General features: G+C 38.8%; 14 protein-coding genes and 1 riboswitch. Of the genes, 12 read left to right on the top strand and 2 right to left on the bottom strand.

The window, feature by feature from the left end; all coding sequences use genetic code 11:
* Positions 1-51: 51 nt before the first annotated feature.
* Together LKF16_RS02245 and LKF16_RS02240 are read right to left on the bottom strand one after the other, a co-directional pair.
* Positions 52-1,173 carry an NAD(P)-dependent alcohol dehydrogenase gene (locus tag LKF16_RS02245; RefSeq protein ID WP_291468260.1) on the bottom strand — a complete coding sequence of 374 codons (1,122 nt, stop codon included), beginning with the start codon at positions 1,171-1,173 and terminating at the stop codon, positions 52-54.
* 98 nt (positions 1,174-1,271) lie between these two features.
* The gene (locus LKF16_RS02240; protein WP_291468259.1) at positions 1,272-2,240 is read right to left on the bottom strand and encodes a helix-turn-helix domain-containing protein; all 969 of its coding nucleotides are present in this window, start codon (positions 2,238-2,240) and stop codon (positions 1,272-1,274) included.
* 131 nt (positions 2,241-2,371) lie between these two features.
* Here LKF16_RS02240 and LKF16_RS02235 point away from each other — a divergent pair, with 131 nt between their 5' ends.
* The 12 genes from LKF16_RS02235 to LKF16_RS02180 all read left to right on the top strand — a co-directional run bounded on the left by LKF16_RS02235 (position 2,372) and on the right by LKF16_RS02180 (position 13,104).
* On the top strand, positions 2,372-3,703 hold the full coding sequence (locus tag LKF16_RS02235; RefSeq protein WP_291468257.1) for an MFS transporter: 1,332 nt from the start codon (positions 2,372-2,374) through the stop codon (positions 3,701-3,703).
* Between the two features lie 2 nt (positions 3,704-3,705).
* Positions 3,706-5,178, top strand: coding sequence for a rhamnulokinase (rhaB, locus tag LKF16_RS02230; protein ID WP_291468255.1), 1,473 nt, complete (start codon positions 3,706-3,708; stop codon positions 5,176-5,178).
* Positions 5,175-5,489: an L-rhamnose mutarotase gene (gene rhaM / locus LKF16_RS02225; protein ID WP_291468253.1), complete on the top strand. Its 315-nt coding sequence runs from the start codon at positions 5,175-5,177 to the stop codon at positions 5,487-5,489. The genes rhaB and rhaM overlap by 4 nt, the downstream gene beginning before the upstream one ends.
* 14 nt (positions 5,490-5,503) lie before the next feature.
* Positions 5,504-6,787 carry an L-rhamnose isomerase gene (locus LKF16_RS02220; RefSeq protein WP_291468251.1) on the top strand — a complete coding sequence of 428 codons (1,284 nt, stop codon included), beginning with the start codon at positions 5,504-5,506 and terminating at the stop codon, positions 6,785-6,787.
* Positions 6,788-6,817: 30 nt separating this feature from the next.
* Positions 6,818-7,651, top strand: a complete 834-nt coding sequence (gene rhaD / locus LKF16_RS02215) for a rhamnulose-1-phosphate aldolase (RefSeq protein ID WP_291468249.1) — start codon at positions 6,818-6,820, stop codon at positions 7,649-7,651.
* Positions 7,652-7,958: 307 nt separating this feature from the next.
* Entirely contained in the window at positions 7,959-8,819 is an 861-nt protein-coding gene (locus LKF16_RS02210) for a CvfB family protein (protein ID WP_291468247.1), read from the top strand.
* Positions 8,820-8,870: 51 nt separating this feature from the next.
* Entirely contained in the window at positions 8,871-9,758 is an 888-nt protein-coding gene (xerD, locus tag LKF16_RS02205) for a site-specific tyrosine recombinase XerD (protein ID WP_291469379.1), read from the top strand.
* A gap of 14 nt (positions 9,759-9,772) precedes the next feature.
* A complete protein-coding gene (locus LKF16_RS02200) occupies positions 9,773-10,150 on the top strand; it encodes a RibT protein (protein ID WP_291468245.1) in 378 nt (125 codons plus the stop codon).
* On the top strand, positions 10,151-10,876 hold the full coding sequence (locus LKF16_RS02195; protein ID WP_291468243.1) for a segregation and condensation protein A: 726 nt from the start codon (positions 10,151-10,153) through the stop codon (positions 10,874-10,876).
* A gap of 2 nt (positions 10,877-10,878) precedes the next feature.
* On the top strand, positions 10,879-11,436 hold the full coding sequence (gene scpB / locus LKF16_RS02190; protein WP_291468241.1) for an SMC-Scp complex subunit ScpB: 558 nt from the start codon (positions 10,879-10,881) through the stop codon (positions 11,434-11,436).
* A 163-nt stretch (positions 11,437-11,599) separates the two neighbouring features.
* Positions 11,600-12,328, top strand: a complete 729-nt coding sequence (locus LKF16_RS02185; RefSeq protein ID WP_291468239.1) for a pseudouridine synthase — start codon at positions 11,600-11,602, stop codon at positions 12,326-12,328.
* A gap of 29 nt (positions 12,329-12,357) precedes the next feature.
* Positions 12,358-12,477: riboswitch (FMN riboswitch) on the top strand.
* A 66-nt stretch (positions 12,478-12,543) separates the two neighbouring features.
* On the top strand, positions 12,544-13,104 hold the full coding sequence (locus LKF16_RS02180) for an ECF transporter S component (protein WP_291468237.1): 561 nt from the start codon (positions 12,544-12,546) through the stop codon (positions 13,102-13,104).
* Positions 13,105-13,152 lie beyond the last annotated feature (48 nt).

The raw sequence follows: 13,152 nt of genomic DNA, 5'->3' as shown, positions 1-13,152 counted from the left end.
TGCGTTAAATGGGTAAACAAAAAACGAGACTGAGGTCTCGTTTAAGGGTGATTATTTTCCAGGTTGATAATCCTTATCGATGATCAAGACTGGTTTGATCGTTTCGCCACTGACAGATTCAGCGTCAGCTTCATTGATTTGGTCAAAGTCGAAGAATTTTTCAGTTAAGTCAAATGGGAACATCCCCATCTTGTAGAACTTGATCAAACGAGGGATATCAATTTGTGGAATTGAGTCACCCATGTTGACGCCGACAACCTTTTTATCGTCAACACAAAGGTCGTTCCAAGTACTTAGATCGATATTATGTGGAGTAACTGCAATTGTTGCTGAAGTTCCGCCTTGTGTCAAAGCACCGATTGAATCCATCATAACTTTTGAAACACCGGTAGTATCAACTGACCAGTTAACGCCAAGTCCGCCAGTGATCTTCTTGATAGCCTCAACGGGATCTTCTTTAGAACTATTGATAACGTCAGTAGCACCAAGCTTTTTAGCCAGTTCCAAACGTGATTCAACGATATCGACAGCGATGACGTTGACACATCCAGAAATTTTACCTGCCATCATGGCAGCTAAACCAACAGCACCTGTACCAAATACGGCAATTGTATCGCCAGGTTTTGGTTGTAAAGTATTAAAGACAGTACCACTACCAGTTACATAGCCGCAGCCAAGAGGTCCAAGTTTACGGAGGTCAAGGTCTTTAGGAACTTTAACGGCGTTTCTCTTATTGATAACGGTATGAGTAGTAAATGATGATTGGTTGAACATATCGCTTACGTGATGTCCATCTTCAGTAAAGTGGTCTGAACCATCTGGACGAGTACCACTCAAGTTTGATGCGGCATATTTACGACATTGTGTAGGAATTCCTCTTAAACAGTTATCGCATTCGCCACATGAATAAAATGACATAATAATGTGATCGCCAACTTCAAAGTTCTTAACGTTCTTACCAACTTTTTCAACGATACCTGAACCTTCATGCCCAAGGACTACTGGGAAACTAAAAGCTGCATCGCCTTTTCTTAATGCTTCGTCAGAATGACAAATACCAGAAGCGACGACCTTAACTTGTAAACCGTCATCTTCTACGTCAGCTAACTCAACGTCATCTTTAATGACAAATGGGTCGTTGACCTTATCTACAACTGCTGCTTTGATTTTCATAATTAATATCCACCTCATAAATTAATGTAAATTATGGCAACGCTTTCTTCAGTTGTGTATTATTTCACATTTATTCAGAAAATGCAAATCGATTTTCGTTATTTTCTTTCATCGCCAGGCATCATTAAGTAGTAGGCTTTGTATTTTTTATAAAAACTAGTTTTGTTTTTCATGCCAATGTTATCAATAATTTCTGAAATCGGCAGGGTAGTCGAAGTGATCTGACTATGAGCCTGAATCAAGCGCTGGTTCATGACCAAGGTACTAAAGGATTTTCCAGCTTCTTTTTTAATAAAATTGCTCAAGTAATTTTTGTTATATCCATATTTTTTAGCAAGATCAGTCAGATTGATCGTTCGAAAGTCAGTTGAGATATCCTTTAAGATCTGGACCATTAATTTTTGCTGAGGATTTTTTTGATCCGTCGGAACATGATAGTGTCTAACCAGTTTCGTTAATAGTATGGATAGATAGGATTTGATGATGGAATCCGAGAATTCTCGTTTGGAGTAATACTCAGTTATGATGTCCTCCATCGTGTATTGGATATCGTTATCGATATTATTCCGAAAAATGATGTATTTTAGCGAATTATCAGAGCCAGAAACACGGTTGATCAAAAAATCGTACAAAACTGAATTACTGCGGCGCATATCATCTAACAAATTAATACTAATAGATTGATCACGAAATAGCAGGTTGATCAATAGATCAGCTTCGTTTAATTTTTTGATTGAATGAGAACAGCCGACATCGATCAGCAGTAGATCTCCCTTATTTAGGTGAATTTCTTTGCCATCCACGATTTGATCGCAGCTACCATTAAGCATATAGTTCATCTCCAAAAACTGATGAGAATGGGTCGGGTAATCAGCAAAGCGGTCGTGTTTACTAATATAAACATCCCTATTTCTAAAAAAATAGTTATTCAAGACTTTAACTTTTTGAGTGGAGTTTTGTTTGCTTATCGCTTTATTAGGCAGGTCAGAGACATGATGACCTGTTTTTAATTGCTCATTTTCGACTAATTCATGTTGCCTTAAACGCCCTAACACTCGTGAATCCATGAATATTCCTCCTGTAAATTTGTTACTAAACATCTGTTCAACTGCTATTGTATCACTTTGATGTAAGCGGTTATATTTAACTTGCAATTTGGTGACAGCGTTTTCTTCAAAAAATTAAATGGGGTGAACTTATGAGTGATTCAAATAAAAGTTCATTGAAGACGACCTTTACAGTTTCGCTAACAAACTTCCTAGATTCAGGTTGTATTGTTGCCGGAGCCAGTGGGTTAACTCTTTGGACAAATCAGTTTAATCTCAATACCTTTGAAGTTGGGCTATTGGGAGCTTTAAGCGCCAACGCGTTTGGTGCAGCTATCGGTGCTTTGTTTGGTGGACATCTATCAGATAAGTACGGACGTAAGATTATTTATACTTATGACATGTTGGTATACATGTTAGGGGCATTGATCGTAATGTTCTCGATGAATTTTCCAATGCTTCTATTAGGATTTACCGTTACTGGTATCGCCGTTGGTGCTGGTGTTCCTGCATCATGGACCTACATTTCAGAAACCTCTGAAACTAATGATCGGGCAAGGAATATTGGTATTTCGCAGTTTGCTTGGTCAATGGGTCCAGCAATAATCTTTATTCTCGGAGTATTGTTTGCTCCACTTGGTTTATTAGGTAATCGTATTTTATTCGGTATCTTGTTTGTAGTTGCCTTTATTGCTTGGTCGCTACAAAGAAAACTCCACGAATCAGAAGAGTGGGAAGAACAAAAAGCTAAAGAAAAACTTACTGGCGAAAAGCCACATCCTTATAAAGATCTATTTTCAAGTTCAGTCAGCGTTAAATCATTGTTATTCTTGATCGGCGTTTACATGTTCTGGAACTTGGTTGCCGGGGCAATGGGATTCTTTATGCCATACGTCTACGAAACAGCCGGTGGATTAACTAATCTACAAGCTAACTTACTACAAGCAGTACTTTGGATCTTTACAGCCTTAGCTACTTACTTTGGATTTGCTAGATATGGCGACAAAGCTAACCACAGAATTTTCTTCTTTGTCGGTGCTGCAATGGCTGCCGCATCTTGGATCATCTTGACCTTTACTGGAATGAGTTGGACTAGCCTTTGGCTATTCGTAATCCTCTGGGGTGTTTCTGCCGGAATTGGTGCTCAAGCTTGGTATGCATTATGGGCAACTGAACTATTCCCAACTAAATATCGTGCCGGTTCACAAGGTGTTATGTTCTTCGTTGTTCGGGCAACGACAGGTGTTTGGTCAATAATTTTCCCAACTATCTTATCGACCATGGGCTTCAAAGCAGCCGGTATTTTCATGATCGTCCTACTACTGATTTCACTAGTAATTGGTACAATCTGGACACCACAAACTCGTGGCAAGTCGCTTGATGAGATCACTTATGAAAGATATCATCAATCAACTTCAACTGATAAGACAATTAATGAATCATCCGTTACTGCTGAAGAAACTTCTGACGGAAAGAAGGCCTAGATATGGCAAATGCTTATGTAGCTGTTGATATTGGAGCTTCAAGCGGTCGTCTCATGTTAGGTACGATCGAAGATAAGAAATTGAAGCTTCAAGAAATGCATCGTTTTAAAAATGGATTTACAAAAGAAAATGGCCATGACCGTTGGGCAATCGATTCAATTCTAGATGAGATTTTCAAGGGCCTAGAAAAAGTCAAAGAAGCAGGATATGACAAAGTTACCTTAGGAATTGATACCTGGGCAGTCGATTATGTCTTAGTCGGTATGAATGGTGAAAAGATCCAAGATCCAATCAGTTACCGCGATGCGAGAACTAAGAATGCGATGCAAGAATTAACCTCGGATCTGCCAAAAAGTTACATCTACAAAAAGACTGGGATTCAATTTTTAAACTTCAACACGCTTTATCAATTATATGAAGAAAGCAAATTGGATCTCAAAAACACCGACAAGATCATGATGATCCCAGATTATATTGGTTATGTATTAACTGGTAATGCCGTAACTGAGGTTACAAATGCCTCAACTACGCAAATGCTGAACCTTCGTGAAGGATTGTTCGATGAAAACTTATTGGACAAGGTCAACGTTTCGCAAGATCAGTTCCCACGTCTGGTTGAAGCTGGAACTATTCTCGGAAATGTTCGTCACAAGTGGCATACCTTGTACAACTTGCCAGAAACAGAGGTCGTTACCGTAGCGACTCACGATACTGCCTCAGCAGTTTTAGGTACACCAGGTCAAGGAGACCACTGGGCATATCTTAGTTCAGGTACATGGTCGCTATTAGGAACCGAATTGAACGTTCCAGAAAACGGCGAACTAGCCTTTAAGGGTAATTACACCAATGAATGGGGTGCTTATGGTACCTATCGTTTCTTGAAAAATATTATGGGACTTTGGATGGTTCAATGTCTCAAACATGAACTAAATGATGAATATAGCTTTGCAGAATTAGCTGAACAAGCTGGGGAAGTCACGCCATTTCAACAATTCATCAATGTTAATGACGAACGGTTTACTAATCCAGATAGCATGATCGATGCGATCCAGACTTATTGTCGAGAATCTAATCAAAAGGTGCCAGAAACACCCGGTGAATTAGCAATGGCAATTTATTCAAATCTCGCACTTTATTATGCAAACGAGATCCAACAACTAAATAAGATCTTGGACTACAAACTGGAGTCCCTAAATATTGTTGGTGGTGGCTCAAACGTTAAATTAATGAATCAGTTAACTAGTACTTTGGCTAACATCAACGTTTATGCTGGGCCTAGCGAAGCTACCGCAATTGGCAATTTGATCGTTCAGATGATCACGAAAAACGATTTGACAAATATTGCTGAAGCTCGAAAATTGATTCGCGATTCATATGGCGTCAAGACGTTCCATCCTGAAACTAATAAATATGGGGATGTCTTACAGAAATATCAAGAATTTCTTGAAAATAATGAAAGGGCGACTGTGAAATGAAAAGATTAGGACAAATCATGTATTTACATAAAGATGCCTATGACGAATACGCCAAGAGACACAATAATCTTTTTCCAGAAATGAGAGCAGCCTTAAAAGCTGCCGGAGCACACAACTATTCGATTTTTTTAAACAAAGATAACGGCGAATTGTTCGCTTATCTAGAAGTTGACGATATTGAAAAGTACAACGATATTGCTAAAACTGACGCAGCTAAAAAATGGTGGGCTTATATGGAACCACTCATGGATACCAATCCAGATAAGAGTCCTGTAACAGTCGACTTAGACGAAGTATTTCACTTAGATTAATGGAGGAATTTGAAATGACAAGTACAGAAAACGTAGAAAAAGCCTATCAAGTAGCCAAAGATCGTTACGCAGAAATTGGCGTTGATACAGACAAAGTACTAAAAGACTTAAAGAAAGTTAAATTGTCAGTTCATTGCTGGCAAGGAGATGATATCCATGGATTCTTGTTCCCAAATCAAGAATTAACAGGTGGTATTGGCGTAAGTGGTAATTATCCCGGAATCGCCAGAACCCCAGATGAATTGTCTGGCGACCTTAGCGAAGCACTCTCATTGATCCCTGGCGACCACAAGGTTCAATTGCATGCTATCTATGCGGTTACCGATAAGAAAAAAGACCTTGATGAACTAGAACCCGAAGACTTCAGCTATTGGGTCGACTGGGCTAAACAACAACATGTTGGACTAGATATGAACGGAACATTCTTCTCACATCCAATGGTCAAAGATAACTTTACTTTGGCTAGTCCAGACAAAGATGTTCGTGACTTCTGGATCGAACATGGTAAGAGAAGTCGTGCCATTGCTAACTACTTTGGTAAAGAATTAGGTCAACAATCAGTTAATAACTTCTGGATTCCAGATGGATTTAAAGACAACCCAATTGACAAGGCATCCCCTCGTTTGAGATTGATCGATTCACTCGACCAGATCATTGCTAAAGATTACGACGAAAAGAATACGATCGAAGCCTTTGAAGGTAAGCTATTCGGTACTGGAATCGAATCATACACAGTCGGTTCACATCTCTTCTATAACAATTACGCAATCAGCAGAAACAAGCTCTGGACAATTGATGCCGGACACTGGCACCCAACAGAAGATGTTTCTGATAAGTTCTCAGCCTTCTTGCCATTCGGCAAAGGTTTGATGCTACATGTTTCACGTCCAGTACGTTGGGACAGTGACCATGTTGTTATCTTTGATGAAGCCTTAGTACGTATTGCACGTTCACTTGTTCGCGATAACGAATTAAGCAAGACCAACATTGGACTTGATTTCTTCGATGCTACGATCAACCGTGTTGCTGCATGGGTTGTTGGAGCTCGTGCAACTCAAAAGGCAATCTTGCAAGCAATGCTTGAACCAATCGATTCATTGAAACAGGCTGAGTTAAATTTTGATTTCACAACTAGATTGGCTGAAACAGAAGAACTTAAATCATATCCATTCGGCGCAGTTTGGGATGAATTCTGTCTCCAAAACGATGTACCTGTTGGCACTGACTGGTTGAACAACATTCACCAATATGAAAAAGACGTTCAATTCAAACGTGATACAAATCTTGTAAATAACTAATTCAAAAAAGTAGAAGGGAAGCATTTGATTATGAAGTTTATTGATTCAAAATATGTTGAAAAAATGTCTGAGATCACTAATGAGTTACACAAACATGGCTGGGATGAAAGAAATGGGGGTAACGTCAGTCTTCGTTTGACTCAAGACGAAGTCGATCAATTTGATGACTTGGGCAAGACATTGAGAAACATTCCAATCAAATTCGACGCCTCCCCTCTAGCAGGTCAATATTACTTAGTAACTGGTACCGGACGTTACTTCAAGAATGTTCATAACTATCCAGAACGTGATGCCGGACTAGTTAGAATCACTGAAGAAGGAAATTCAGTTGATTTGATCTGGGGCTTTAATGACGGTGGACAACCAACTAGCGAATTCCCAGCTCACTTGATGACGCATATTGCTCGTCAAAAAGTCGACAATAACCAACGTGTCGTTATGCACTGTCACCCAACTAATTGGGTCGCATTATCATTTACTCATGAGTTGAACGAAGCTTCAGTAAGTCGTTTGTTATGGAAGATGCAAGCTGAATCTCTCGTAGTCTTCCCAGAAGGAGTTGGTATCATCCCTTATATGACTCCTGGAACAAACGAAATTGGCCAAGCAACTGCCGATAAGATGAACGAATTTAGAGTAGTTATGTGGCCACACCACGGAATCTTTGCTTGTGGAGACAGCATGGATGAAGTATACGGCTTGATCGAGACAGTCGAAAAGGCCTGCATGATCTACACTGCAATTCAAAGCCAAGGCGGCAACATCGAACAAAGCATCACTGACGATGATCTACGTGATCTCGCTAAATCATTCGGTGTTACTCCAAACCCAGATTTCTTATCGATGGAACCAATTAATAATTAATATCCCAAAGGGGCTGTGACATAACTGCTATTTTTTACAAACTTGCAGCATAAACGTGCAACAAAACATAGAGCCCTCCGCCTAACTACGAAATCGACCTAATTCAAAATTGAATTAGGTCGATTTCGTAGTTAGGCGGAGGGCTCTGACCATGTTTTGTCACACTCTTTTTTTTTCAAAAATTTTACTCCGTGTTTTAGCAAATTTTGATTCTTTTATTAATATCTTTTAACAATTGTGTTAAATCGCCATATATACCATTTTTACTGGTAAAATAAAGTAGCAAATTAAAGAAAATTGGTGAACTATGGATATTTCAGAGATGTACGGTAATGTATTGTCAGGCTCAGTTACTGACTTAAATAAAGATGAAGCCTTTGTTCAGATCGAAGGTATTACTTTTGCCATGGATCTAAGCGAACTAGATGAAATTCCGGAAATTGGGGATGAATTATCTGGTTTCGTTTACGAGACCAAAGGCCACAAAAACAAAATAACTACTATTATGCCTAAAGTCATGAAGGGAATTTGGGATTACGCAACAGTCAAAGAAGTTCGGACTGACTTGGGTGTCTTTGTCGATTCTGGTTTAAAGGACAAAGATATCGTGGTTTCCTTAGATGACCTGCCGCTCGAGCATTCTGAGTGGCCTAAAAAAGACGACCGTGTCATGGTTGCGCTTGACGTCGACCACAAAGGACGTCTTTGGGGCAAATTGGCTGACTTGAATTTATACATGCAATTAGCTCGTTCAGCCAGCGATAAGGAAAAAAATCGTGATGAAACTGGCCACGTAATTGCGATTCGCGAATCAGGAACATTTGTTTTGACTGACAGCTATTATTTAGGCTTTATCCACTCTAATGAACAAGATGGACCATTAAGAATTGGCCAAGAAGTTAAAACTCGTGTCATCGGTTCTAGTCACCGTCGCTTGAATTTATCGATGAAGCCACGTGCTTACGAAGAGATCACGCCGGATGCAGAAATGATCATGGCCGTCTTAGAACATGCTAGAGACAAAAAAATACCATATACCGATAAAAGCGACCCCAACGATATCAAAGAATACTTTGGTATTAGCAAGGGTAGTTTTAAACGAGCATTAGGTAATTTAATGAAACAAAATAAAATTGAACAAAAGGATGGCTTCACATATTTGAAGTGATGGGTAGGAGTGTTTTGAGTGAGTGAGAAGGTACAAGTAAACTGCCAATATATGAAAGATGTAATTAATGATTATTCAAGATATTTAAGGCTTGACAGAGGATTATCTCAAAATACGATTTTATCCTATCGACAGGATCTATTAGAATACAGTCATTATTTAGAACAAAATAATATGCAGAGTTATCCTGAGGACCACTTCCAGATAACTAATTTTTTTGCATATCAAGATCAGAGCGGGAAATCCAAGACTAGCGAGATCAGGATTTTTTCGACTTTAAAGAAGTTTTATCAGTGGATGGAACTTATTGGGAAAATCGAAGCTAATCCAATGGCTGAACTTGATGCACCTAAAAAAGCGCAGCATTTACCAGTTGTCCTATCAATGGAGGAAGTCGTTTCACTAATTGAATCTCCTGACGTTGATAAACCTTTGGGTATCCGTGATCGGGCAATTTTTGAAGTGATGTACGCGACAGGTCTACGGGTCAGCGAATTGATCAATTTGACAATGGACGACTTGCATCTTGACCTAGGTTTGATCAAAACCATCGGTAAAGGCGACAAGGAACGTTTATTGCCGATTGGGAAGACTGCCATCAAGTGGTTAAATATTTATTTTGATAAAACCAGAAATGATTTAATCGAAAGATATGGCGATAAGAAACAAGTTTTTCTTAATTTCCGTGGTCAGCAATTAACGCGCCAATCGATTTGGAGAATGATCAAAAAGTACATTGCACAAGTGGGCATTACTAAGGATGTAACTCCACATACATTAAGACATTCCTTTGCCACGAATTTATTGGCTAATGGAGCTGACTTAAGAGTCGTCCAGGAATTGCTTGGGCATTCAGATATTTCGACCACGCAAATTTATACTCATATCAATCAGACTCGAATGAAACAAGTGTATGAACAAGCACATCCACGTGCTTAGGAGGTGAAATAGGGATGTTAACCAAGTATAATCGAGAAGAAAATCAGAAAATTGCGATGGGATTTTTGTCATATATCCCTGATTTAAAGGACATGTCCAATTTGGAGCAAGAGTTGAAACTCTACGATGAGGATGAAAATCGCCAATTGTACCTTTGGAAAAGCAATGTTGAAGATTATTCTGGAATCGTAGCATTGTCATTTTCAACCAAGACAGTTTTTATCGAATATATTTCTTTAAACCCTTCCTATCGTTCACAGTCAAATCATTTCAAAATATTTGACGACATCAAACGTAAATTTCCTAATTACACCATATTAGGAAGCTTTAGTTTAGTGGACGAACTCAGAAAATGGACTGAGAGTCAAAAAGAAGAAATGGAATCAGACTAAATGGAAAAATTACGATTAGTGCTGACTGATTTTGAAGGGCCAATCGACCTTTTGCTTCATTTGATCAAGGAATCTAAAATTGATATTTATGATATCCCGATTGCTGATATTACGCAGCAATATTTAGATTATTTGAATAATATGAAAGTTTTGCAGCTGGATATTGCCGGCGACTACTTAGTTATGGCCTCGACGTTGATGTCGATCAAGAGTAAGCTTTTATTACCCAAAGCGCCCGATGAGATCGAAGACGATCTTGACGAGTCTGATCCTCGTGATGAGTTGGTGTCGCAACTTTTGACATATCAAACATTTAAACGTGTGGCAGAGTATTTTCAAGAAAAAGAAGCCAAAAGAGACAGATTGTTCGATAAAGAACCAAGCGTTCCGAAGACGCAACTGGAGCAGTTTTTACTACCTGGTTCAGTTGCAATTGACGATTTAGCAAACGTCTATACTGAATTGCTCCACAATCAGGCAAAACACGCACCCAAAACAGAAATGATCGAAGAAGAAAGCATTTCGATTGAAGCTGCGCAAAAGTCGATTTTAAGTCGTTTGGGACATGAGCGTAAGATTGCCTTTAAGTCCTTATTAAAAGCCAAGAACGATGTTGAAGAAGTCGTGACTGACTTTATGGCAATCTTGGAAATGGTCAGAAATCAAGTTATCGTAGCACATCAAGCAGATTTAAGAAGCGAGTTATTTATTGAATTGAGGAATTAACATTGTATCAAGCAGAAATTATGGCATTATTATTTGTCGCAGGAGATCAAGGCATTACGGAATCCGATATCGCGACCTTGACCGGGATGGATATTTCGGCTGTTCGTCAAAATCTGGAACAGCTCGAGATCAAATTACAAAACGATACGTCATCTGGCATCAAATTAGTCAGATATAACAAGATTTTTAAATTGGTCACTAAGAGTGAATATGCTGACTTATTGACGAGATTTTTCAAATCTGGTCTCGGAACCAAATTGAGTCAAGCAGCTCTTGAGGTGTTATCGATCGTTGCTTACAAACAACCGATCACAAGGATCGAGATCGATGAAATTCGTGGCGTACAAAGTTCTGGAAGCGTCAATACCTTGTTCGCCAGAAAATTGATCCAAGAAGATGGTAAAAAAGACGTTCCAGGTCATCCAAACTTATATGTGGTAACCGATTATTTCTTTGATTATTTTGGAATCAAAGAGTTGGATGAATTACCTAAAATTGAACATTTTGAAAATCCCCAAGGCAACATTGATCTTTTTGACAACGTGGAAATGGACCAATAGTAAATTTTTAATGTTTATAGTCGAATCAAGGTTCGACTATATTTTTTTGCAAATTTAAGGTCTTGATCAGGTCATTGGTTGCGTGTGGCAGACTCAATCTATACAATGTTCAATGAATAAGAAATATACCAAGTTCTATAATTTAAAAAAACGAGGAAATCAAATGAGTGGAGATAAAGTTCGTTTGCAAAAAGCGATGTCAGATGCAGGGATCGCATCCCGTCGTAAATCAGAGCAAATGATTGCTGACGGCGAAGTCAGCGTTAATGGAAAAATCGTTCGCGAAATGGGCGTTAAGGTTGATAACCATGACAAAATCGAGGTTAATGGAGTTCCATTAAGATCTGAAAAAAAACGTTACATCTTAATGTACAAACCACGTGGAGTTATTTCTGCAGTTAAAGATGATAAGGATCGTAAAGTTATTACCGACTTTTTAAAGGAAGACGTTCCTGAACGGGTTTATCCAATTGGACGTCTCGATTACGATACTTCAGGTTTGATCTTGTTAACAAACGACGGGGAATTTGCAAATCAATTGATGCATCCTAGATATCATGTCGACAAAACTTATGTTGCCAAAATCGAAGGTCAGTTGACGACTGAAGAGATCAAGCAGCTTGAGGGCGGGATCAAGTTCAAGGATTATACTTCAGCTCCTGCTAAAGTCCGAGTGCTATCAAAGGATACTAAGAAGAACTCCTCATTAGTAAGATTAACGATCCATGAGGGTCATAATCATCAAGTTAAAAATATGTTCGAACGTGTGAAGCATCCAGTTGAAAAGTTGTCGCGTGAACGTTACGATTTCTTGACTTTAGATGGGTTAGTTTCGGGTAAATATCGCAATTTAACACGCCAGGAAGTTGCCCTATTGAAGGAAAGAAAATAATCTGATATAGTGAATTTATAAATTAAATAGTTGGTTTTCAGGGCAGGGTGAGATTCCCGACCGGCGGTACAGTCCGCTACCCAGTTTTTCTGGTTGATTAGGTGAGATTCCTAAACCGATAGTTAAAGTCTAGATGGAAGAAAACAGAGAAGGTCTGTTTTGGTATGCCCAAAATAGGCCTTTTTTCTTCGGAAATCAGCGGAGAGGTTGATTTTATGGGAAGAAGTACTTATCGGTTTCACAGTTTAGTTGGAGTTGCAATTTTAGCCGCATTAGCAACGATCATCATGTTTTTCGAGTTTCCTGTTTTGATTTGGCTACCGTTTTTGAAGGTTGATCTCAGCGATATCGTGACCCTGATTGGTTCATTGTTCTTTGGACCTGTCGGAGGAATTTCAATCGCATTTATCAAAACTCTTTGTCATTGGATCATTACTGGTCAAGGAGTTGCCGGGTTAATTGGCGATTTTTCTAATTTTGTGGGTGCAGTCTCGTTATTGCTGCCATTTACTTATTTTTGGAATCGCAATAAAAAGGCCATGGCGATTGTTTCTGGAACAGTGGTTATGACGATCATCATGTCATTGTTGAATTTATTCGTGGTGATGCCGCTATACATGAATGTTGTCGGGATGCATTTAAACATGGGACTTCCACAGTACGTAGCTACTGGTGTGATTCCATTTAATGTAATTAAGTCATTATTGACTTGCGTTGGTGTCTTGGTAATTTATCCAAGATTACAAGGACATTTCAAATTTCAGCATCAATCTTAGGCATTTTTAAAAATCTTTTAAGAAAAAATTTAACTTAATATGCTATTC

Origin of the sequence: Companilactobacillus sp. (assembly GCF_022484265.1) — a bacterium.
In the GTDB taxonomy this organism is placed as follows: Bacteria; Bacillota; Bacilli; order Lactobacillales; family Lactobacillaceae; genus Companilactobacillus.
Note: the sequence above shows the minus strand (reverse complement) of the source record. Positions and strands in the feature narration are given on the sequence as shown.

Coding starts and splice junctions, on each gene's coding strand:
- rhaM (WP_291468253.1), top strand. CDS start 5,175: ATGAAAAGATTAGGACAAATCATGTATTTACATAAAGATGCCTATGAC.
- LKF16_RS02235 (WP_291468257.1), top strand. CDS start 2,372: ATGAGTGATTCAAATAAAAGTTCATTGAAGACGACCTTTACAGTTTCG.
- LKF16_RS02195 (WP_291468243.1), top strand. CDS start 10,151: ATGGAAAAATTACGATTAGTGCTGACTGATTTTGAAGGGCCAATCGAC.
- LKF16_RS02185 (WP_291468239.1), top strand. CDS start 11,600: ATGAGTGGAGATAAAGTTCGTTTGCAAAAAGCGATGTCAGATGCAGGG.
- rhaD (WP_291468249.1), top strand. CDS start 6,818: ATGAAGTTTATTGATTCAAAATATGTTGAAAAAATGTCTGAGATCACT.
- LKF16_RS02210 (WP_291468247.1), top strand. CDS start 7,959: ATGGATATTTCAGAGATGTACGGTAATGTATTGTCAGGCTCAGTTACT.
- LKF16_RS02240 (WP_291468259.1), bottom strand. CDS start 2,240: ATGGATTCACGAGTGTTAGGGCGTTTAAGGCAACATGAATTAGTCGAA.
- LKF16_RS02220 (WP_291468251.1), top strand. CDS start 5,504: ATGACAAGTACAGAAAACGTAGAAAAAGCCTATCAAGTAGCCAAAGAT.
- LKF16_RS02245 (WP_291468260.1), bottom strand. CDS start 1,173: ATGAAAATCAAAGCAGCAGTTGTAGATAAGGTCAACGACCCATTTGTC.
- rhaB (WP_291468255.1), top strand. CDS start 3,706: ATGGCAAATGCTTATGTAGCTGTTGATATTGGAGCTTCAAGCGGTCGT.
- xerD (WP_291469379.1), top strand. CDS start 8,871: ATGAAAGATGTAATTAATGATTATTCAAGATATTTAAGGCTTGACAGA.
- LKF16_RS02180 (WP_291468237.1), top strand. CDS start 12,544: ATGGGAAGAAGTACTTATCGGTTTCACAGTTTAGTTGGAGTTGCAATT.
- LKF16_RS02200 (WP_291468245.1), top strand. CDS start 9,773: ATGTTAACCAAGTATAATCGAGAAGAAAATCAGAAAATTGCGATGGGA.